Source organism: Flavobacterium niveum (assembly GCF_055231775.1).
Genome location: NZ_JBUYSX010000002.1, coordinates 322,399 through 344,030 on the forward strand (window position 1 = coordinate 322,399; position 21,632 = coordinate 344,030).

Sequence of the window (21,632 nt, forward strand, 5' to 3'; positions counted from 1 at the left end):
TATGTTTGCTGGTTGGGTTAAAGTTAATATTTAATTTTTCTGATTGTAAATTAAGGTTGTCGAAAAGTAAAAAATACCTATAAGTAGGTAGGTTTATAATAAGCATTGACAACTCTATCTATCATTACAAACACCAAGATTGCCACGCTCCGTACCTCAGCTCGCGATGACGTGCCGGATTGGGATGTTTTCTGCACATTCCGTATCATCGACCCCACGGGGGTCACGTATATTAGCGTGGGGCAACGCCCCTCGTGCATATCCACATCCCCTGTACCACAAGAGTGAAGCTAAACTTTAAACCTTAAACTTTAAACAAAACTTTTATCGCATCGTTTTGTACCCTACCTTTATGCTGCCTTAAATTAAACCCTGTTAAAAATGGATAATTTAGATGCCGCACGGATGCAAATGGCATTCACCCTCATCTTCCACATTGTATTTGCCTGTATCGGTATGGTAATGCCCTTTTTTATGGTACTCAGCCATGCCAAATACCTCCGCACCCGCCGCCCCGAATACCTTACCCTTACCAAGGCGTGGCAAAAGGGCGTAGCCATATTTTTTGTAACCGGCGCCGTATCGGGCACCGCACTGTCGTTTGAGCTGGGGCTGCTGTGGCCGGGCTTTATGAAGTACGCCGGGCCCATCATCGGCATGCCGTTTTCACTGGAGGGCGCCGCATTTTTTATAGAGGCCGTGGCCCTGGGCTTTTACCTCTACGGGTGGAACAAGATACCCGAGCGTTTCCACCTCATTACCGGTATTATCGTGGGGCTTTCGGGCATTGCCTCGGGCATACTGGTGGTGTCGGCCAACAGCTGGATGAACAGCCCCGCGGGGTTCGACTACGTAAATGGGCAGTTTCTTAACATAGACCCTGTAAAAGCCTTTATGAACGATGCGTGGTTCAGCCAGGCGCTGCACATGACGCTCGCCGCCTTTGCCGCCACCTCTTTTGCCGTGGCGGGCATCCACGCATGGCAAATATACCGCGGGCGCAACACGCTGGTGCACAAAACAGCGTTTAACATCGCCATAGTATTCGGGGCGGTAGCCGCGCTGCTGCAACCGCTGAGTGGCGACCTTTCCGCCAAGGATATTGCCCACCGCCAACCTGTAAAGCTTGCTGCCCTTGAGGCGCATTACGAAACCGAAAAGGGTGCGCCGCTGTACATAGGCGGTATTGTCGACGAAAAAACCAAGACCGTTACCCATAAAATAGCCTTGCCAAAAATGCTGTCGTTCCTGGCTTTTGGCGATTTTGATGCAGAAGTAAAGGGGCTGAATGATTTCCCTGAAGAAGACCACCCACCTGTAGCCATAACACACTATGCCTTCCAGGTGATGGTGAGTTTGGGAGGGTTGCTGGCACTGGCCGCCGTTGTCTTCCTCATCAGCCTGAAAAAGAAATCGTGGCAGGGCAACGCGCGCTACTGGCTGTTCTTTAGCCTGATGGCTCCCGTAGGTTTCCTTGCCCTCGAAGCGGGTTGGATAGTCACCGAAGTGGGTCGCCAGCCGTGGATTATCCACAACGTTATGCGTACCAAAGAAGCCGTAACGCCCATGCCGGGCATGGTGTACAGTTTTTATATGTACATAGTGCTGTATGCCGTGCTTACCGTAGCGGTGGCCTGGCTTATGGGCCGCCAGATTAAAGTGTTGAACACTGTGAGCCACGATTAAGGCTCGCCCAAACCTACAAGGTTTTTAAAACCTTGCAGGTTGCATAACCGGATTAGTGCCTGAATCTCCTGCAAGGTCTCCAAGACCTTGTAGGTATTAAAAATTATAACCTATTAATATGCTTTACGTAGTATTGTTATTTGTAGTCCTTTCGTTCTTTTTATACGTGCTGCTGGGCGGTGCCGATTTTGGCGCAGGTACACTCGAACTCTTTTCGGGACCCGACCATAAAAAGAGTATCAAGAAAACCGTGTACAGTGTTATGGGGCCGGTGTGGGAGGCAAACCACATCTGGATCATCATCCTCATCGTAGTGCTGTGGATAGGCTTCCCGGGGTTTTATAACATCATTATCGTGTACATGCACATACCGCTTACGCTGATACTGCTGGGCATTACCCTGCGTGGTGTGGCGTTTGTGTTCCGCCATTACGATGCCATAAAAGACCATACCCAAAACCTGTACGACCGCATGTTTGAATTCAGCTGCCTGGTTACGCCCATTTTCCTGGGGATGACCTTCGGCGCGTTGCTCAACGGTGATGTACAAACGCTTGAACAGGCTCCGAATGCTTCCTTTACCCAACTCTACATAGAACCCTGGCTACAGCCATTCCCTATATTCACGGGGTTCTTTTTCAGTACGCTGTGTGTGTTCCTTGCCGCGACGTTCCTTATTGGCGAAGCAAAGGACTACGAAAAGCGTATGTACATGCGAAAGGCCGCCGTGGCCATTATTGCCGTGGTGGTGATAGGCTTTGCCACGATACTTATAGGTTATGTGCAGGGCAATGAGTTTACCAAAGAATTTATATCGAACCCGCTGGCGATAGGCGCTGTGGCGTTATCGGGAGTCTTACTGTACCCGCTATGGAAGGTAATCCGCATAGGGCGCGTTATCTGGAGCAGGTTCCTTGCCGGGCTTCAGGTGCTGCTGATATTGTTTGCTGCCATTGGTACGCACTTCCCTAACCTTATCATTACCAAGCAAGGCCCCATCAGCCTGCTGGACCACGTAGCGCCCGGGCGTGTTATGGATGTTTTGGGCATCAGCCTTATCATAGGCGGCGCGCTGATTATCCCTGGGCTTATCCACCTGCTGAAATCCTTCCGGATGATAAAAGTGCTGGAGGAGAGGGATTAAGAGGTTATGTGGTGATTCGTTGATGTGTTAATTTGTGTATTTGGTTTAAGGTATGAGTGAAGCTATTCCCATCCTTTGGAGGGGTGCCCACAGGGCGGGGTGATTGACTGTAACATTCGTTACAAACAGCAGTCTTTCATATACAACCCTAACCCAACTGTATATGAAATCAACCCTTATCCGTGTCCTTACCCTGGCAAGCTTCCTGATTTTTATGCTGCCCTTTGTGCAGATGTGCAGCCATTCTATGCGTTACCCTGAGACAGAAGTTGCTGAACCTACAACAGGTAATGCTATGGTTATAGATACGATGGCTTTGCAGGATATTTCCACAGAAGCGGCAGCAATTGAATCAGTGAGTGACGCAGACCGGCAATCTATATTCTATACTAAAGAAAGTTTAAGTGCTTATCTGATTGCGTGTTGTGTTTTTAGCAAGCCAAAACTCTTAGATGCCTGGACGTACATTTATCTTTCCTATTTCTTCATAATGATGCTGTCGGTAAGCATGGCGGTAAAAGCATTCAAATCAAAATACAGGGCGTTAAGGAAACTCGCTTTGGTAAACATTGGCCTGTTGCTGCTTTCGGTAGCGCTGCATTATTCTTGCGGCTTGCTGGAATATTGGTGGCAAATAAAATACGGCTTTTACCTGTTTTTAATCGATATGCTATGCGTGGTGTTTTTAGCATCATCACTCCTGAAAGATTTTAAAAGGCAGGTGTGAATTGCAGCTAAAAATCTGCTACCTTCACTCCATAAACCAGCTGTTTTATGAAACCGCTTTTATTCTCTATTATACTGCTTTTGGCACTTACCACAAGTTGCCATAACAAGGCCGTAACAACAACTAAACCGGTGTGGGCCGATACAGCTGTGGCAGCTAACAATAACGACACTATTGATAGTTACGCAAATGTAGACCAGGACAGCCTCCTAAATGCTGAAGTGGATAAGCTACTGGCAAAATATGATGCAAGATCAGGGAGTGCTGTTTTTACAGACAGCCTTGAAATTCCGGGGTCTGTAATAGGGCATATACAGACGTATATAAATGCGGGGCCAATATTCCATAAAACCGGGCGGCATGTTTTTATCAGGCAAATTTCATGGAATGGCGTGAATATAAAAATATTGCAAAAAGGTAAAACCGGGTATAAGCAATTGGTCAATTACGAAATTTCTGCACTGGAGCATACCGGCGATACGCTTAAAGATGTAAACAACGACGGGTATAACGACCTGCTTATACATACCTACGGCAGTTCGGGGTGTTGCCTTAAAGCTTTTTGCGAATTGTACCTGTACAAGCCCGATGGCTCCGGTTTCGCAGAGCCTTATCGGGTTGAAAACCCAACGTTTTCCCCATCCGAGAAAGTAGTGCGTGGGGTTTATTATGGCTATGCAGGGCTAACGCCTATGTACAAATACCGCTTTAACGGAATGGCTTTAGATACTGTAGAGACGGTTTCTATAGATACTATAAGTAAGCAATACATCCTTCAGCGTTATCCTGAAAATAAGCACAAGCCTGTTCTTTTAAAAGAACCGCCTGCCGAGTATCGCAACATTTTTGGGTTTGACTGGTTTATGGGAGATATTTAAACCATATCCCGTTACGCAGAAACCCTCACACCGTTGCGCAACCGAAACAACGGAAAGTCACCACCCATAATATCCTTCAGCCGTGCCACACTCATTTTAAGGTATGATGCCAGCAGTGGGGCAGGCAGGCGTTGTGCCAGTCCCGGGCGTTGCGTATCAAAGTTCTTAAACCTGTCGGCATCGCTTAGTATGGCGTCCTGGTAAATGTGCTTTTGGGTAGCCAGCAGCGTGCTTTGTATCAGGGCGTACATCATGTCGTTAAAGGTGGGTACCAGTACACGCAGGCGTTCAAAATCATCTTCGGCTATCAGCAGTACGGTAGTCGGCTCTAAGGCTACGGAAGTACAGGGCATCGCCTTGCCGGTAAGGAGGCTGTGGCGGTCGCCTATCCAGTGGTTTTCCGGCGCAAAGGAAACCACGTTGTTAAGCCCGTTTTCATTTTGCAGGGTACAGGCCAGGCCGCGGCACATAAATCCGTTAAAGTTCCAGTAGCTGCCCTGCGCAAAAATGGTTTCGCCTTTAGCATAACGTTTTACCTGTACGGCGCTTAGCAGGGTTTGCAGTTCGCTTTCGGTAAAGGGCGCTTTGGCCAACAGGTATTTTTTAAACAGTGTTTTCATCAGTAAGGTGTTTCACGGTGTTAAAAACAGAAAGCATGCCGATTTTTCTGTTTAAACTTTTCTGAAGCGAATCTTAAGGAAGCTGTTAGCGATTAGCTATCAGCGGTCAGCTTTCAGCCATAGTAGCCTATTAACTCCGTGTCCTTCTCTCCATTCCGCAGGAATGTTTTGCGTTCTTCAATACTATGAATGAAAAACTTTGGGTAATAGCTTTCTATGTGCAGCTCTGTGACTTCTCCGTGGGCTCTGTGTAACAATTCCACGCAAAGCCGCTAAGGCGCAAAGCGAGAGATGTCTCCATTTGCTTCGCCAGTTCGGGCAAAGCCCTCGTGTCGCTGCGCTTCGGTCGACATGGAAGAGCCAGAAAATGTGATTGAAAACTCTGCGTGCTTCTCTTCATTCCGCAGGAATGCTCTGTGTTCTTCAATATTATGAATGAAAAACTTTGGATAATAGCTTCTCTGTGTGTCTCTGTGACTCCTCCGTGAAACTCTGTGTTACAATTCCACGCAAAGTCGCTAAGACGCAAAGTGAGAGATGTCTCCACTCCGCTACGCTTCGGTCGACATGGAAGTACCTTAAAACTAATTCCAAGAGTGATGCTCCCAACAACCAACAACTGACAACCAACAACCAAATACACGAATTAACAAATAACCGCATCACCAAAAAAAACACCTACCTTTGATTTTTGCAAATATATCCGTTATGGAAACCACAACACTCGAACAGTTTTACGATAAGGAAATATACAAAGGCGGTGGGGCAGGAGGCGGCCTGTTGCCCGAAGGCATCAGCAAGGACATCGGCCATTTTAATGTATTCAACATTGGCGAAATGGTAGCGCGCTACCGCGAAAAGCCCATTATGCCTTATAACCGCAGGCTGTATTTTAAGATCAGCTTTATAAAGGGGCGCAACCGTGCCGAGTATGCCGACAAGCAGATAGAGCTGGGTAAGTATACACTGCTGTTTGCCACTCCGCGCGTGCCGTACCACTGGCTGCCGCTGGACGAAAACCAGGACGGCTTTTTCTGCATATTTACCGATGAGTTTCTGGCCAAAGGCAAAACCGGATTGGTACTGGATGAACTGCCCATATTCACCCCGGGCGGTTACCCCGTATTTAACCTTACCGATGCGCAGGCCGCTGAGGTAGAGCAACTGTTCAGCAAAATGTACAACGAACTTTCGGGCGATTATGCCTTTAAATACGACCTGCTGCGCAACTACCTTTTGGAACTGATCCACTACGGACAAAAGCTGCAACCCGATACCGCACTCTATACCGGGAACACGCCCGGCACACGTGTAGCATCTATTTTTACCGAGCTGTTGGAACGGCAGTTCCCCATAGCAGCGCCGGGGCAAAAGATAGCCCTGCGCACTGCATCTGACTTTGCCGACAGGCTTGCCGTGCACGTAAACCACCTGAACAAGGTGCTTAAGGAACAGACCGGACATACTACCACGGCGCTCATTAAAAGCCGCTTTTTGCAGGAAGCCAAAATACTGCTGCGCCAAACCGACTGGAACATTAGTGAGATAGCCTATTCGCTGGGGTTTGAGGAAGTGGCGCATTTTTCTAATTTCTTTAAAAAGGAAACGACGGTATCCCCGGCTGCCTACAGGTTATAGCGCAGATTTGATTTTCGCAACTATTGGATTGATGTTTGCAAACGTGCAGGCGTTGTTTTGTGCCAACTTTGTATCAACAAAATGATACACTATTATGCAACTATCAAACAGTAAAATCCTGATTACAGGCGGGGGCAGCGGTATAGGCCTGGCCCTTGCCGAACGCTTTGCCGCTATGGGCAATACCGTTATTATAAGCGGAAGGCGCGAGAGCATATTGACCGAAGCCGCCGCTAACAACCCGAACATTATTACTAAGGTGTGCGACCTGTCTAAAGAGGAGCAGCGCGTGGCCCTGTACAACTGGGTGGCTGAAAACCATGCCGACCTTGCCACATTTATAAACAACGCGGGCATACAAAACTGGATGCACATTACCGATGTCGACTTCCTTACCCGTGCCAAAGCTGAAATTATAACAAACATTGAGGCTCCCATTCACCTTACTAACCTGTTTGCGCAACTACCGTCGATAAAAACATTGGTAAACGTTACCAGTGGCCTGGCATTTGTCCCGGCTTCGGCTATTGCGGTGTACAGCGCTACCAAGGCATTCTTCCACTCGTTTACGTTGAGCAGCCGTTACCTTTTGGGTAAGCAGGGCATCGAAGTGATAGAACTGATACCGCCTGCACTGAATACCGACCTTGGCGGCATTGGCCTGCACAACAACTTCCCGCCGGTTTCGGGTTTTGCCGACCATGTGATTGAAGAACTTAAAGCCGGCAACGACGAAATCGCCTACCTGCACGCAGTGGATATGGCTACCGGAGGCCCTGAAGTAATAAAGGAGCGCTTTAAGGTGCTGAACCCGTAGTCCAGTATAATGGATACGAGTGAAGCTGCTCCCCTCTCCGAAATCGGAGATTCAACGACTCAAAAACAAAATATCATTTGGAGTTATAGGGGTTGGGGGTGTGTCTTCTTTATTGCGGGCATAGATTCTTTACACGCCGTCACTGCGAGGAACGAAGCAGTCTCATCATTGATAGACGAATTGCCTTGTGGGATTGCTTCATTCCTCGCAAGGACCGGACGACATACAACACTACTAAGCAACAAAAAAGAGGCCTAAGCCTCTTTTCTTATTTCAGTGTCAGTACAAACGATTTGTTTTTACCAAACCCTATCAGTATGTACTTTCCTAGAATCAGGTCTTTTTCAGATATTTTGTAATCAGCAGTGATTTTTTCTTTATTAACCGCTACTGCGTTTGCAGCAATACCTTTTCTTGCTTCGCCTCTTGATGGGAATATTTTAGTGACATCTGAAAGCAGTTCTACAAGATCTTGCTCCTCGTTTAGGTTTTCTTTGGTTATGTCTGCATAAAAGAACTCCCCAAAAATATCGGTAAAGAAATCCTCACTTACCGCGTTCAGCTGCTCGTAGTTGTATTTAGAGAATACAAACTCACTGCGGCGCAGCGCTTCTTCATACTGTTCCTTACCATGCACAAAAGTAGTTACTTCCTCGGCAAGCCTCTTTTGCAGCAGCCTAAGGTGTGGCGCCTCTTTATGCGCTTCAATCAGCGTGTTTATTTCTTCTTCCCCAAGGAAGGTGAATATCTTAATGTACTTTTCGGCATCCACATCGGTAGTTTTTACCCAAAACTGGTAAAACTTGTATGGCGATGTTTTATCGGCGGTAAGCCATACGTTACCCCCTTCAGATTTACCGAACTTGCTGCCGTCTGCCTTGGTAATAAGCGGGCAGGTCATGGCATAAGCTTCCTTCAGGCTCTCCTCGGTGTTCATACGGCGGATAAGCTCGGTACCCGTAGTAATGTTACCCCACTGGTCGCTGCCGCCCAGCTGAAGCTTGGCACCGTAGGTTTTATGCAGGTGGTAAAAATCGTACCCCTGTATCAGCTGGTAGGTGAACTCGGTAAATGACATACCCGAACCTGCTTCACCGCTAAGGCGTTTCTTTACAGAGTCTTTAGACATCATGTAGTTTACGGTAATACGCTTGCCCACGTCGCGTGCGAAGCTGATGAACGAAAACTCCTTAATCCAGTCGTAGTTATTTACCAGTATAGGCGCATTAGCTTCTTTCGAATCGAAATCAAGGAAGCGCGACAGCACGCCTTTAATACCGTTTACGTTCTTTTCAAGAGTGGCTTCATCCAGCAGGTTACGCTCGTCTGATTTGCCCGACGGGTCGCCTATCATACCGGTAGCGCCGCCCACAAGGGCAATGGGTTTGTGCCCGCTGCGATACAAATGCACTAATATGATTATAGGCACAAGGCTGCCTATGTGTAGGCTGTCCGACGTTGGGTCAAACCCAATATACGCAGTCGTCATACCTTTAAGAAGTTCGTCTTCCGTTCCCGGCATAATGTCGTGCACCATGCCCCTCCATTGTAATTCGGCTACAAAATTTTTCATATTAGTGATTTTAATGCGGTTGCAAAAATACAAAGGCTAATCAACTTTACTGAATATTTTTCGGCAATAATTTAGCCTTCCTTTTATGTTAAGCCTCCGCCCGGCTGCTGCCTTACTACACAAAATGTTTATATTTGTTACCATGATACTAATTACCGGCGGAACAGGATTAGTAGGCGGCCACCTGCTGCTGAAGCTTGCCGGGGGCAGCACACCCCTGCGCGCCATATACCGCAACAAGCAAAATATAGACAAAACACGGCAGCTTTTTTCACGTTACAGCAAACAGGAATTGTTTGCCGGGATAGAATGGCTGCAGGCCGATATTAACGATATCCCCGCGCTGGAGGAAGCCTTTACAGGCGTAACCCACGTGTACCACTGCGCCGCCAATGTTTCTTTCGACCCGAAGGATGAGGAAGCGCTGCGCAAGATAAACATAGAGGGCACGGCCAATATGGTAAACTTTTCACTGGCTTATGGCGTGCAGAAGTTTTGCCATGTAAGCTCTATAGCGGCGCTGGGCGACCCCACTATACCCGGCAGCACCATTACCGAGGCAACCGAATGGAACCCCGAAGCCTACCACAGCGACTACCAGATAACCAAGTACGGCGCCGAAATGGAAGTATGGCGTGGCTGGCAGGAAGGGCTTAATATGATAATTGTAAACCCCGGGCTTATTTTTGGCGAAGGCTATTGGGAACAGGGCAGCGGTGCGGTGTTTAAGGCTGTAAAGCGCGGGCAGTACTTTTATACGCTGGGTAATTGTGGTATAGTAGCCGTGGAAGATGTGGTAAATATCATGGTGCAACTCATGGAAAGTCCGCTAAGTGGCGAGCGTTACACCCTCGTAGCCAAAAACATAACCTTTAAGCAAATGCTGGACACCATAGCAAAAGGCATGGGCAAAACCGGCCCGGTAATGTTTGCCACCAAGCTGATGATGGCTTTTGCATGGCGGTTTGACTGGCTTTTGGGTAAACTACTGATGCGTAAACGCATGCTTACAAAGCACATGGCGCATACTGCCTATACTACCGAACCCTTTGATAATACCAAAATAAAACAGGCGCTGGGCTATACGTTTACAGATATGAAACCCTACCTGGAGCAACTCGCTACTGAATATATAAAGCATTGATTCCTCTTCCATGTGCTTCGCCAGTTCGGGCAAGCCCTTGAGCCGAGCGGAACGCAGTGTAGTCGAGAAATCTCAAGTACATAAAATTAAAAAGCTCCGCAATTGCGGAGCTTATGTTGTTGTGTCAATTAAAATTTTACAGCACGCCATTCCATCGGGCCTACAGCAGTTTCGGCTACAGAGTCATGCTGGATGACAACTGAAGTAGGGAAAAAACGGATGCCTTTTTCCTTAAACGGAAACTGGGTGGTATCGGCACAATACACCGGTATGTTTAATTTCCTGCTTTCCATAAATTTCCGCACCTTTTCAGGGCTTTCAGGGGAAACCATATAAAAGTCTACCGCACCAAAATGCTTCCTGTACTTTTCTATGGAATCCATTTCGGCGATACAGGGTTTGCAAAAAGTCCCCCAAAAATGAAAGAACTTTGCCCTGTCGCCTTTTAAATCCACAATTGTATCTGTACCGTCTGTCTTTACGAGTTTGAACTTTGTATCGGTAAGTGTATATTTTGTATTATTAACCTTGCCAATAAGGTCTGCCGTCATAGACGTTAACGATGATATAAAAAATATAAGGGCGGCTAACGGAACGACCCAAAGGAGATGTTTAAGTACTGGTTTCATAATTTGGTTGATTTTGATTTGCTTTTAGGGCACAACCAAATTTAATGAAGTTTAATAACTTACGGAATACTGAAAATGATAATTCATTTCTGTTGCTTAGTTTATAAAAAAATTATCCCAATATACAATCGGCTTCGGCATGCTCAGCCTCACTGTATATTGGGATACATTATATAATCAGATTTTTACTCACTACTGTGGCAGCTGCCTGTTTCCCGGTACTGCGGCAGGATTGCCCGCTGGTGGGGTGCCGCCGCCGCTTGAAGCAGGGTTGTCAAAACGGTTAGGGTTTGCAGGGTTAGATGGGTTTGCCGGGTCGGCTACATTAGCCTCAGGCTTTTTCTTTACGCCCAGTTTTGCCTGTTCGCGCTCTATGCGTTTTGTAACCTTGCGCTGCATCTTCTCGTACTTCTCAAGGTCTGTAGCATACCAGGTGTGGTTTTGTACCAGGGTAAGGCTGTCTATTTTGTACTTTTTGTAAATGTAGGTCTTTGGGTCTACGGCATTGCTGTCCAGTGCCGAAGCCTTGTATGATTTTACCGCCTGCATCAGCGCCATATCATACAATATGTCTACCATTTCATTTTCAGCTATAACATGCTTCGGTTCGGGTACTACCTCGTCCTTGCAGGCTATTGCCATAAGCGCCAGTATCAGTACAGCCAGTTTTTTCATAGGGCAAATGTATACTTTATTTCGGTTCAGGGTGTTTAGCCAAAAATTACACCAACTTTGTAATTTAAAATTAGCAAAATCGGTGTAATCCGTGGCTTATTTTTTACCCGCGGTCAAAAAGCAGCCTTTCGCCGCAGCGGATGTCTTTCACCTTAAAGTTATTATAAACGAGCTGGCCGTTTACAAAAGTATGTGTAATGCGCGATTTAAAGTTAATCCCCTCAAATGGCGACCAGCCGCACTTGTACAGGATGTTCTCTTTTTTTACGTTCCACGGCAGCCCCGGATTGATGATAACCAGGTCGGCATAATACCCTTCGCGGATAAAGCCGCGCTTTTCTATCTGGAATAATTTTGCCGGGTTGTGGCACATTTTCTCCACGATTTTCTCTACCGATATTTTCTTTTGGTGGTAGGCCTCAAACATGGCTACCACGCTGTGCTGTACCAGTGGGCCTCCGCTTGGCGAAGAAGTATAGGGTTTCTTCTTCTCTTCCAGCGTGTGGGGTGCGTGGTCTGTAGCTATTACGTCTATGCGGTCGTCCAGCAGGGCTTTCCACAGCGCATCGCGGTCGGCAGCGGTTTTTACGGCAGGGTTCCACTTTATAAGCGACCCTTTAGTTGCATAGTCGGCATCGCTAAACCACAGGTGGTGTACGCATACCTCGGCCGTTATCTTTTTCTCCTCAAGGGGGATTTTATTGGTAAACAAATCGGTTTCTATAGCTGTAGACACATGGAATACATGCAGCCTGGCACCGGTTTTCTTCGCCAGTGCTATAGCGCGCGACGATGATATATAACACGCCTGGGCACTGCGGATTTCCGGGTGGCATTTCACCGGGATATCGTCGCCGTATTCGGCTTTGTATTTTTCAAGGTTTTCGCGGATGGTAGTTTCATCTTCGCAGTGTGCCGCAATAAGCATGCTGGTACTGCTGAAGATTTTTTCAAGCACCTGCTCGTCGTCCACCAGCATGTTACCGGTAGATGAGCCCAAAAAGAGTTTGATACCCGCCACATTACGTGGATTGGTTTTCATTATCTCCTCTATGTTATCGTTGGTACCGCCCAGCATAAATGAGTAGTTGGCATACGAAACCTCAGAAGCCCTTTGGTATTTTTCCTCAAGGATTTCCTGGGTTACCGCATTGGGTACTGTGTTTGGCTGTTCTATAAAGGAAGTAACCCCACCGGCCACGGCAGCACGCGATTCCGACTCGATGTCGCCTTTATGGGTAAGGCCGGGTTCGCGGAAGTGTACCTGGTCGTCTATGGCCCCTGGGATAACGAAGCTACCCTCAGCATCGATGATTTTCACATCGGCAGATTTCGGGCTTATGTAATCGGCAATTTCCTTAATATACTTGTCCTCTATATAAAGGTCGCCTTCAAAAATTGTACCCTCATTTACAATTTTGGCATTCCTTATAAGTATCCTGTTCATTGATTGGTTTTATTATAATCTGTTCAGCATTTTTTTCCATCGCAGGCGTATTACGCCAAATATAGCTTCTTTAAATATGGCCGAGCTCATTTTACTTTCGCCTTTTGTACGGTCGGTAAAAATAATCGGCACTTCTACAATATTGAAGCCGTTAGCATAAGTGCGGTATTTCATTTCTATCTGGAACGCGTAGCCCACAAATTTTATGCGGTCAAGGTTGATGCTTTCCAGCACCTTTCGTTTGTAGCAGATAAAACCGGCAGTGGCATCGCGGATGGTCATTCCGGTAATGGCACGTACATAGCTGCTGGCGTAGTAGCTCATAAGTACGCGGCTTAGCGGCCAGTTTACCACATTTACCCCGGTTACGTAGCGCGACCCTATGGCCAGGTCGGCGCCTTTGTGGCAGGCTTCGTACAACCGCGCAAGGTCGGCCGGGTTGTGCGAAAAGTCGGCATCCATCTCAAAGATGTATTCGTACTTGTTTTTTATTGCCCATTTAAAGCCGTGCACGTATGCTGTGCCCAGCCCTGATTTCCCTGCCCTTACCTCAAGGTGCAGCGCGGGATATTCGGCCTGTAGCTCTTGCACTTTTGCAGCGGTGCCGTCGGGCGAATTGTCGTCGACCACGATTACATCAAAGGCTACCGGCTGGGCAAATACCGCCCGTACAATAGCTTCTATGTTCTCTATTTCGTTATATGTAGGGATTATTACGATTCCGTCGTTCATGTTCCCGGTTAAAATTTTGTGCAAAAATAGGCATTTATTAACGCTTAAAAAACAATTAAATGAGAATTAACGAACGCGCGAATAAAAAATACTAATTTTGCGCAATGGACAATTTTACACTGCACGAACGCATTACGGGGGCACACGACTGGGCCACATACCTCTTTGTGCTTTGCTTTGCCATAATCGCCGTAAACCGTACGGTTTTTGAGGTGCGCTTTGCCGAGTTTGCCAAACTGGCGTGGTCTGATAAGTATATGAAAATATACAAGGATAGCAGCAACCTGCAAAGCTGGTTTACCATTTCATTCTTCATTGTGCAGGTAATATCGTATACGTTTTTACTGCAATTTATACTGGTATATTCCTATGGCGAAGAGCTGCAGGGCGGCTTCCTGAAGTTTATACAGCTGCTTACGCTGATAAGCAGTTTTGTTTTGGCAAAATACCTGATAGAAAAAATTATAGCCACCGCTTTTGATATAGAGGAGTTTAACGAGCAGTTTAACCTGCACAAGGTGAACTACCGCGCATATATCGGTATGCTGCTGCTGCCGGTTAACGTGGTGCTGTTTTACAACCTGGCCCCAAAAGCATTTGTACTATACATAATTTTAGGGCTTATAGCAGCGGGCAGTATCCTCTCTTATCTTATTTCGTTGAGGATTTATCAAAAATTGATACTCAGTAAATTGTTTTACTTTATTTTGTATCTTTGCGCACTCGAAATAGCGCCCTATTTTTTCCTGTATTATTGGTTTACCAATCGCTAGTTAATAATATAATTTATGAAAGTGAAAACAATTTTGGTTTCGCAGCCGGAACCTAAAGTAGAAAATTCACCGTACTTTGAAATTCAGAACAAACTGAAGGTTAAAGTAGACTTCAGGCCTTTTATACATGTAGAAGGTGTTAGCGCCAAGGATGTAAGGGCACAGAAGATAGACCTTAACAACTACACCGCCATCATTCTTACCAGCAAAAACTCTGTAGACCACTTTTTCCGCGTAGCCGAAGAAATGCGATACAAAGTCCCTGAAACACTTAAATATTTTTGCCAAAGCGAGGCCGTGGCCTTTTACCTGCAAAAGTATGTAGTGTACCGCAAAAGGAAAATATATGTGGGACAGAAGGATTTTGCCGAACTGTCTCCGCTGATTAAAAAATATAAAGACGAGAAGTTTTTACTGCCATCGTCTGACCAGCTTAACGACGACGTACCACAGGTACTGAACACCCTGAAGGTAGACTGGACACCGGGCACTTTTTACAAAACCGTAATGAGCGACCTTAGCGACCTTAAAGACGTGTACTATGATGTACTGGCGTTTTTTAGCCCTACCGGTATAAAATCGCTGTTTAAAAACTTCCCTGATTTTCAGCAGAACAACACACGCATAGCGGTGTTTGGCACCACTACACAAAAAGAAGCGCTGGACCACGGCCTTCGTGTAGATATTATGGCGCCTGCACCGGGCACACCGAGTATGACCATGGCACTTGAAAAATATATAGCAGAAGCAAATAAGGCAAAATAACATTACTCTTATATACAGGAAATCCCGCTCAGTGAGCGGGATTTTTTTTGCAACACATTTTTTGCTGTTACAGGATGTTTCCGGAATCGGGGGTAATATTTGCTGAAAAATATGACGATGAAATTATTAACCTGCATTACCTGCATCTTTATTACTGCACAGGCCACAGCCCAAATAAGCCCGCCCGGCCTTGGTGAAACCCACTCGGCCTACTGGAGCGCGGCGGGGGTGAGCCAGAAACTCGACACAAAAAACACTTCGCTTACCTACATTGGCAGCGGGCGCATCAGTCGACCTAATGCGGAAAATCCCATAGACAAGCCATCGATATTTGTAGTGAATGAGGAAATTTACCACAGCCTGAGCCATAACTGGCAATACAGCTATGCCCTGAGCTACCGCAGGCAGCTGCACTATTCTTACGACGACAATGCCGTGCACAACACCGAGGTACACCAGGAATACCGTGCGTATGGAAGATTATCATACAGCCTTACGTTCGGGGGTTTTAAGTGGAAGAATACCCTGAGGCAGGAGGTGAGGAAGTTTTTTAACCCTGAATTTGGCGATATAGAAAACAGCCTGCAACTGCGTACCCGCCTGAAGACGCAGCTTAACGCCGCTATAGATAATGACAAAACCAACAGCATAACCGCCAGTGCCGAAGCCTTGTTTTCGGTACCATATGACGCTGATGGGGAATGGGGTAGTTATGAATATACCGAAAGCCGCTTTTGCCTGTATTACACCCTGAAGCCAAAGCAGCTGCCCGTGGTGTTTGACCTCGGTTATATGAACGACCTTATGGGTACCGGCCATGAAGTTACCGATGCCAGCTATATAGCTTTTGATATAATTCTGGAGAATCCTTTTTAGAGGCGATTTTACAAAACCAGCGTGCCCAATACCTCAATTTTATTACTGAGTGATAATCCGCCCGGGTTACAGCCCGGCAGGCCTTCGGGTATGGGCTTGCCCAGTGTTTTGTAGTAGTCTGTCCACGCCGGGAAAAATGTGTTAGTACCCGGCTGCTTATACGTCATGGGGGTCAACTCAAAGAAAGGCTTACCGCCGTTGGCATGCTTAAAGGCATCGTATATCAGCTCAGAGCAGTAGTACGAGCCGTTATCGTAAATGTATTCATCGTCGTAGGGAACACCCAATTGTTTCAGGGAAAAATCAAGCGCAGACGGTATCAGTTTGGTATACTTCTTTTTAAGGCGTGCCACCAGCATGGGCTTGGTGGTGTTTTTGGCAAACTTGGTTAGCGGGGTAAGGCGTACAGCACTACCGGCAGCTTCTACCACATATAGTGTATCATTCCGGTGGAATACCATACCCATATGGCTGTAATCATTACCCTGATAGCCTTCGGTTACGGCTTCTATGGCATCGCACAGCGGGCCGCAGTCCATATCCTGGAAAATAAAATCACCGTCCTGCAACGCCTGCGGGGTTACCTGTGCCAATAACAGGCAGGGAAACAACAGGAGTATACAGGCCAATTTTTTCATTATTCGGCAGTTGTTATGGAGTCTTCAAAATCGTTAGGAGAAACCGAATTTACCACATCAAAATCGCCAATCTTAGTACGTCGCAGTGCCGTAAGGTGCGCACCGCTATTCAGTGCAACACCATAATCATACGCAAGCGAACGGATGTAGGTGCCCTTGCTGCACACCACCCTGAAATCTACTTCGGGCAGGGCTATGCGGGTCAGCTCAAACTCGTATATGGTAGTCTTGCGGGCTTCTATTTCTACTTCCTCACCTTTGCGTGCGTGTTCATACAGGCGCTTGCCGTCTTTTTTAATGGCAGAGAACACCGGTGGTTTCTGGTCAATTTCGCCCAAAAACTGCGATATGGTTTGCTGTAGCAACTCTTCAGTAATATGCCCTGTAGGGAAGGTTTCGTTTACTTCGGTTTCAAGGTCATAACTCGGCGTAGTAGCCCCTATGTGGAACGTACCGGTGTATTCCTTCACCATACCTTGCAGTTCAGGGATGCGTTTGGTAAACTTACCGGTGCAGATGATAAGCAAACCGGTAGCCAGCGGGTCGAGTGTACCGGCGTGGCCTACTTTAAGCTTTTTAAGGCCAAGGTGCTTTTTCAGCGCCCATTTTATTTTGTTAACCGCCTGGAACGAACTCCATGTAAGCGGCTTGTCTATAAGCAGTACTTTGCCTTCGGTAAAATCTTCGGGTAAGGCCAATGGTAATTATTTAAAATAAGTAAAATACACCAGCAGCAGTATGCCGGCTACAATGCGGTAAATGCCCCACGGCTTAAAACCGTATTTTTTGATAACGCCGATAAAGCCTTTTATGGCAATAATAGCCACTACAAAAGCAATGACATTACCCAGCAGGAATACCTTCATGTTATCGCCCTGGCTTAGCATTTCGTAACCTTTTACTTCTGCACCGGCTACCTCGTACTTTTTAAGCACGATAGAATACACGGTTACAGCCAGCATGGTAGGCACAGCAAGGAAAAATGAGAACTCAGCAGCTACCTCGCGGGTAAGCTTTTGTTGCATACCGCCAATAATAGAGGCTGCGGCACGGCTGGTGCCCGGCATCATGGCAAGGCATTGCCAAATACCTATGGTAAACGCTTTCTTTATAGTAATATCTTCTTCCTTTACAATCTCGGGGCTGTGGAAAAACTTATCGATGAACAGCAGCACTACGCCACCCACTATAAGCATTATGGCTATAGGAATGGGTTTGCCCAGTACATCGTCTATCATATCGTCAAAAAGCTTGCCCAGTACCAGGGCAGGGATTACGGCACAAGCCAGTTTTATGTAGAAGTTAATACGGCTTAGGTCGAAAAACTTCCTCCAGTACAGTGCCACTACTGCAAGTATGGCCCCAAACTGTATGGCAGTCTGGAACAGTTTTACAAAAGCATCTTCCTGTATGCCGTAAGCCGAACTGGCAAAAATCATGTGCGCAGTCGATGAAATAGGCAGGTACTCGGTAAGGCCTTCAATAATGGCAAGGACAATGGCTTGTATTAAATCCATGGATTACTTCTTGGTTTTTATCGGTTGGTCTTCAGGGAATGTTTCAGCGCCCTTTTTAGGGTTTTTAAGGATGGCATAAATGGTAATACCATAGCCTATAAGCACCACGGTAGGTGCCAGGCGTATCCTCCTCCAGCTGAAAATATCTTCGCTAAAAACCTTAGGGTCGTTGCTGCCGCCACCGCTCATAAGCAGGTAGCCCACCGCCACAACAGCCAGGCCGATAAGTAATATCTTGTAGTTTACCCTTTCAAAAAGGAACTCGGTTTTTAAGGGGTTGTTTTCCATTTGTTATTTTGTTTCAGGTTTAAAGTTTCAGGTTTGCTTCGCCAGTTCGCCTAACGTCTCGTGTCAGGTTTTGCACCGGAAACACTCAAACACATATCATTTATTTATACATATTATCTGAAAGCGTTCTTCCAAATAATTTAAAATTCATCATTCAAAATTTAAAATAGAACCGACAGTCTATTATCTTTTATCTGTCATCTTGCCGTCTTTACTAACAATCTAAAAATCCAACAATCCAAGATGCCTTAATAAAGATCGTCCGTCCTCAGGTTCAGGAACCTTTGTGTGGCAAAGAACGTGCTTATGGCTGCAATTATTATCCCGGTGGCTAATACGCCCGCCAGTACTATGGCAGTAGGGATCCAGTCGGCCCACAGGTGCAGTTCAGGGAATACCCCGTCCAGCCAATAGGCCAGGCACACTACGGCTATCATGCTAAATAACGATCCCAATAGCCCCAGCTGTATGCCTTTCCATATAAACGGGCGGCGGATGAATGTCTTGGTAGCACCCACCAGCTGCATCGTCTTTATGGTAAAGCGGTGCGAATAGATGCTCAGCCTCAGTGCGCTGTTTATAAGCAGCATGGCTACCACGGCAAGCACCCCGCTTATTACCAGTATCCAGTACGATATGGCGCTGATGTTTTCATTCGCCTTGTCTACCAGTACATTGTCATAGCTTACATCGCCCACATTAGGGTCGCTGCGCAGTTCTATTTCTATATCCTTTATGTGCTTTTTATCTACATAAGCGCTCTTCAGGTGGATTTCGTAATTATCCAGCAGCGGGTTTTCGCCTTCCAAAAATTCAGAACCTTCCATAAGGTCGGGGCTGTTCTTTACAGCATCTTCCTTGCTTACGTATTTATAGTCCTTAATATAGGCACTGTTTTTAAGGCGTTCGCCAAAAGCCTTGGTAACGGTATCGTTTGCCTCACGCTTAAAATACACCACCATAGGGATGTTTTCCTTAACGTAGCCCGAAATTTTATCGGTATTGATTACAAAAAGGCCAAGCGCCCCCAGCAGGGTAAGCACTATGAAAATACACAGTACCACAGAGAAATATGATGATATAACCCTGCGCCTCTGGAACTTTTCAAAAGATGATGCCATATAGTGTTTCGGAATTTAGGCGTAAAAATAAGAAAGTATTTTTTAATAAGCTGCTTAGCTGCTGAGAAACTTAGCTGCTAAGCTTCTTAGCAATTTAGCTGCCAAGCTACTAATTCAACGTATTTTCTATGACAAAATTGCTCAGTGGCTTAGAAGCTGAGCAGCCCGGAAGCTTTCTCAAAAAAAACACTAAATTTGATGCTCACGATAGTAACCAACACCCAAATATTCCCGGTATGCATACATCTTTCTCCACTGCTTTTCAGGTTTTTATAAGGCCAATGGCTGTTGCGGCAGCAGTGCTGTTTTGCTCGGCTAATGTATTGGCGCAGGAGCAACAGCCGCCACGCCCTATTGATTTGCCCGACTTTGACAAAATGGATAATTTTTTCAAATTCCGGGATGAGGTGCTCCCTGAAGACCTTTCCATAAAGCTGGAAGACATTAAAAAGATGCCTACAGGCAAAAGCTACAGGTTAGTGGAAGAAGTGCAGGACGGCCACATAATTGCCAAACATTACAAGAACGATAAGCTGGTGCTGAAACAGTCCTTCAACCAAAAGGGCATCCCCGATGGGGTAGCTACGCTGTACCATACCAACGGGAAATTGCGCCAGGAAATCCCCTATGTAAACGGCATGGCCGATGGCGTGGGCAAAGCCTATGACGATGATGATTTTTTAAAAGCGGAAACAACTTATAAAAACAATAAGTTCCACGGGTTGCGGAAAATATATGCCCATCGTGGAGGTGGTATTGAGGGTAATTTTGACAACGGAAAGGTTACAGGGAAGATTACGGTGCGTGATGCACGCGGTGTTGTGTATTACTATCCGCCCGATATGAAACACGGGGTAGTGGAGCTGTTTTTTAAGGATATAAAAGTTGCCGAAATTTCCATTATTGCCGAAGAACAGCGCGATGGCGAACAGAAAGAATTTACAAAGGATGGTAAGCTAAAAAGTATCTTCAGGTTTAAGGATGGCAAACGCCATGGCCTTACCGAGTATTATAAAACCGATGGTACATTGCTTTACAGCAACAACTACAAAGATGGCGAATACATAGGGAAATACACACTGAAACTAGAAGACGGCACCACCGTGCAGGAAGGTTTTTATGATGATACCGGAGCCAGGACGGGGCAGTGGGTCTACTACGATAAATCGGGCAAGCCGGAAAGGGAGATGCAATATAAAGCCGGGAAACTGAACGGGACCTATAAAAGCTATTACAAGGGTGTGCTGACCGAGGAGACCAACTATGTAAACGGCAAAAAGGAGGGTAAGTCTGTTACCTATGATAAAACTACGGGCGGGCTGAAATCAGAAAAAAACTACAAGAATGACGAAGTGGAAAGCTATAAAAGCTATTACCCTAACGGAAAGGTTATAGAAACCTACACTGCCGCCCCGGGCAAGCCGTCGTCGAAAAAATTCTATGACCCGCAAGGGAATATGATACACGAAGCGAAATACAACGAAAAAGGTATGCCTGTAGGCGAGCACAAGCTTATAATGTTAGACGGTAACTCGTACAAAATAAGTAACGTTATTACGTATGATAACAGCGGCAAACATACAAAAACGCTTATATACACCGGCCCTGATAACAAAGGTTACATAGAGGCCAGCTTTGACGGTGAAGTAAAGCACGGTCCAAGGACGGAGTATAATGCCGTTACCAATGAAAAAACCGTTACCTACTATTTCAAAGATAAATTGGTAACCGAACAAGAATTTAAAGAGCTTAGCCAAAAGAAGAAGCCTTAACAAAGCTTCTGAGTCTCTTAGCTTCTGAGCAAAAAAAGCTAAGTAGCTAAGCGGCTCAGAAGCTCAGAAGCTTTTTCAAAAAAAACACTAAATTTGCGGGAAGTTGCCAAACCTTCACAGGCTTAACCAGGCCTTCACTAATGCGCCAAAAAAAGCTAAGTGGCTCAGGAGC

The 21,632-nt window shown here is 46.2% G+C and carries 22 protein-coding genes; 11 read left to right on the forward strand and 11 right to left on the reverse strand.

Annotated features, from left to right (window positions below; genetic code table 11):
• Positions 1 to 381 precede the first annotated feature (381 nt).
• The 4 genes from ACZIX4_RS06840 to ACZIX4_RS06855 all read left to right on the forward strand — a co-directional run bounded on the left by ACZIX4_RS06840 (position 382) and on the right by ACZIX4_RS06855 (position 4,435).
• The gene (locus ACZIX4_RS06840; protein ID WP_463334872.1) at positions 382 to 1,686 is read left to right on the forward strand and encodes a cytochrome ubiquinol oxidase subunit I; all 1,305 of its coding nucleotides are present in this window, start codon (positions 382 to 384) and stop codon (positions 1,684 to 1,686) included.
• 118 nt (positions 1,687 to 1,804) lie between these two features.
• Positions 1,805 to 2,830, forward strand: coding sequence for a cytochrome d ubiquinol oxidase subunit II (locus ACZIX4_RS06845; protein ID WP_463334873.1), 1,026 nt, complete (start codon positions 1,805 to 1,807; stop codon positions 2,828 to 2,830).
• 163 nt (positions 2,831 to 2,993) lie between these two features.
• Positions 2,994 to 3,557, forward strand: a complete 564-nt coding sequence (locus tag ACZIX4_RS06850; protein WP_463334874.1) for a hypothetical protein — start codon at positions 2,994 to 2,996, stop codon at positions 3,555 to 3,557.
• Between the two features lie 47 nt (positions 3,558 to 3,604).
• Complete coding sequence (locus ACZIX4_RS06855; RefSeq protein WP_463334875.1) at positions 3,605 to 4,435, forward strand: hypothetical protein; 831 nt, start codon at positions 3,605 to 3,607, stop codon at positions 4,433 to 4,435.
• A gap of 11 nt (positions 4,436 to 4,446) precedes the next feature.
• Here ACZIX4_RS06855 and ACZIX4_RS06860 read toward each other — a convergent pair whose 3' ends face one another.
• The gene (locus ACZIX4_RS06860; protein WP_463334876.1) at positions 4,447 to 5,055 is read right to left on the reverse strand and encodes a Crp/Fnr family transcriptional regulator; all 609 of its coding nucleotides are present in this window, start codon (positions 5,053 to 5,055) and stop codon (positions 4,447 to 4,449) included.
• A 708-nt stretch (positions 5,056 to 5,763) separates the two neighbouring features.
• On the opposite strand from ACZIX4_RS06860, the gene ACZIX4_RS06865 reads away from it, so the two are divergent.
• Positions 5,764 to 6,693 carry a helix-turn-helix domain-containing protein gene (locus tag ACZIX4_RS06865; RefSeq protein WP_463334877.1) on the forward strand — a complete coding sequence of 310 codons (930 nt, stop codon included), beginning with the start codon at positions 5,764 to 5,766 and terminating at the stop codon, positions 6,691 to 6,693.
• A 94-nt stretch (positions 6,694 to 6,787) separates the two neighbouring features.
• On the forward strand, positions 6,788 to 7,510 hold the full coding sequence (locus ACZIX4_RS06870) for an SDR family oxidoreductase (RefSeq protein WP_463334878.1): 723 nt from the start codon (positions 6,788 to 6,790) through the stop codon (positions 7,508 to 7,510).
• 268 nt (positions 7,511 to 7,778) lie between these two features.
• Here the strand turns inward: ACZIX4_RS06870 and tyrS are convergent, their stop codons facing one another.
• Entirely contained in the window at positions 7,779 to 9,083 is a 1,305-nt protein-coding gene (tyrS, locus tag ACZIX4_RS06875) for a tyrosine--tRNA ligase (RefSeq protein ID WP_463334879.1), read from the reverse strand.
• Between the two features lie 142 nt (positions 9,084 to 9,225).
• On the opposite strand from tyrS, the gene ACZIX4_RS06880 reads away from it, so the two are divergent.
• A complete protein-coding gene (locus ACZIX4_RS06880) occupies positions 9,226 to 10,227 on the forward strand; it encodes an NAD-dependent epimerase/dehydratase family protein (protein ID WP_463334880.1) in 1,002 nt (333 codons plus the stop codon).
• A 128-nt stretch (positions 10,228 to 10,355) separates the two neighbouring features.
• Here ACZIX4_RS06880 and ACZIX4_RS06885 read toward each other — a convergent pair whose 3' ends face one another.
• From ACZIX4_RS06885 to ACZIX4_RS06900, 4 genes are all read right to left on the reverse strand, one after another.
• Positions 10,356 to 10,856, reverse strand: a complete 501-nt coding sequence (locus ACZIX4_RS06885) for a TlpA family protein disulfide reductase (protein ID WP_463334881.1) — start codon at positions 10,854 to 10,856, stop codon at positions 10,356 to 10,358.
• A gap of 192 nt (positions 10,857 to 11,048) precedes the next feature.
• Positions 11,049 to 11,531, reverse strand: a complete 483-nt coding sequence (locus ACZIX4_RS06890) for a DUF4296 domain-containing protein (RefSeq protein WP_463334882.1) — start codon at positions 11,529 to 11,531, stop codon at positions 11,049 to 11,051.
• Positions 11,532 to 11,634: 103 nt separating this feature from the next.
• Complete coding sequence (locus ACZIX4_RS06895) at positions 11,635 to 12,978, reverse strand: dihydroorotase (protein ID WP_463334883.1); 1,344 nt, start codon at positions 12,976 to 12,978, stop codon at positions 11,635 to 11,637.
• Positions 12,979 to 12,990: 12 nt separating this feature from the next.
• Positions 12,991 to 13,710: a polyprenol monophosphomannose synthase gene (locus ACZIX4_RS06900; protein WP_463334884.1), complete on the reverse strand. Its 720-nt coding sequence runs from the start codon at positions 13,708 to 13,710 to the stop codon at positions 12,991 to 12,993.
• A 104-nt stretch (positions 13,711 to 13,814) separates the two neighbouring features.
• On the opposite strand from ACZIX4_RS06900, the gene ACZIX4_RS06905 reads away from it, so the two are divergent.
• The 3 genes from ACZIX4_RS06905 to ACZIX4_RS06915 all read left to right on the forward strand — a co-directional run bounded on the left by ACZIX4_RS06905 (position 13,815) and on the right by ACZIX4_RS06915 (position 16,124).
• Positions 13,815 to 14,483 (forward strand): DUF4271 domain-containing protein, encoded by a 669-nt coding sequence (locus ACZIX4_RS06905; RefSeq protein ID WP_463334885.1) that lies wholly within the window; start codon positions 13,815 to 13,817, stop codon positions 14,481 to 14,483.
• Positions 14,484 to 14,498: 15 nt separating this feature from the next.
• Entirely contained in the window at positions 14,499 to 15,248 is a 750-nt protein-coding gene (locus tag ACZIX4_RS06910; RefSeq protein ID WP_463334886.1) for a uroporphyrinogen-III synthase, read from the forward strand.
• 117 nt (positions 15,249 to 15,365) lie between these two features.
• Entirely contained in the window at positions 15,366 to 16,124 is a 759-nt protein-coding gene (locus tag ACZIX4_RS06915) for a DUF2490 domain-containing protein (RefSeq protein ID WP_463334887.1), read from the forward strand.
• Between the two features lie 8 nt (positions 16,125 to 16,132).
• On the opposite strand, the gene ACZIX4_RS06920 is transcribed toward ACZIX4_RS06915, so the two are convergent.
• From ACZIX4_RS06920 to ACZIX4_RS06940, 5 genes are all read right to left on the reverse strand, one after another.
• Complete coding sequence (locus ACZIX4_RS06920; RefSeq protein WP_463334888.1) at positions 16,133 to 16,762, reverse strand: YiiX/YebB-like N1pC/P60 family cysteine hydrolase; 630 nt, start codon at positions 16,760 to 16,762, stop codon at positions 16,133 to 16,135.
• On the reverse strand, positions 16,762 to 17,460 hold the full coding sequence (gene truB, locus ACZIX4_RS06925; RefSeq protein WP_463334889.1) for a tRNA pseudouridine(55) synthase TruB: 699 nt from the start codon (positions 17,458 to 17,460) through the stop codon (positions 16,762 to 16,764). Before truB ends, ACZIX4_RS06920 begins: the two co-directional genes overlap by 1 nt.
• Positions 17,461 to 17,466: 6 nt before the next feature.
• Positions 17,467 to 18,279 (reverse strand): undecaprenyl-diphosphate phosphatase, encoded by an 813-nt coding sequence (locus ACZIX4_RS06930; RefSeq protein ID WP_463334890.1) that lies wholly within the window; start codon positions 18,277 to 18,279, stop codon positions 17,467 to 17,469.
• 3 nt (positions 18,280 to 18,282) lie between these two features.
• Complete coding sequence (locus tag ACZIX4_RS06935) at positions 18,283 to 18,567, reverse strand: DUF3098 domain-containing protein (RefSeq protein ID WP_463334891.1); 285 nt, start codon at positions 18,565 to 18,567, stop codon at positions 18,283 to 18,285.
• A 248-nt stretch (positions 18,568 to 18,815) separates the two neighbouring features.
• Complete coding sequence (locus ACZIX4_RS06940; RefSeq protein ID WP_463334892.1) at positions 18,816 to 19,688, reverse strand: cell division protein FtsX; 873 nt, start codon at positions 19,686 to 19,688, stop codon at positions 18,816 to 18,818.
• Between the two features lie 236 nt (positions 19,689 to 19,924).
• Between ACZIX4_RS06940 and ACZIX4_RS06945 the strand changes: the two genes are divergently transcribed.
• Positions 19,925 to 21,460 (forward strand): toxin-antitoxin system YwqK family antitoxin, encoded by a 1,536-nt coding sequence (locus ACZIX4_RS06945; RefSeq protein ID WP_463334893.1) that lies wholly within the window; start codon positions 19,925 to 19,927, stop codon positions 21,458 to 21,460.
• Positions 21,461 to 21,632 lie beyond the last annotated feature (172 nt).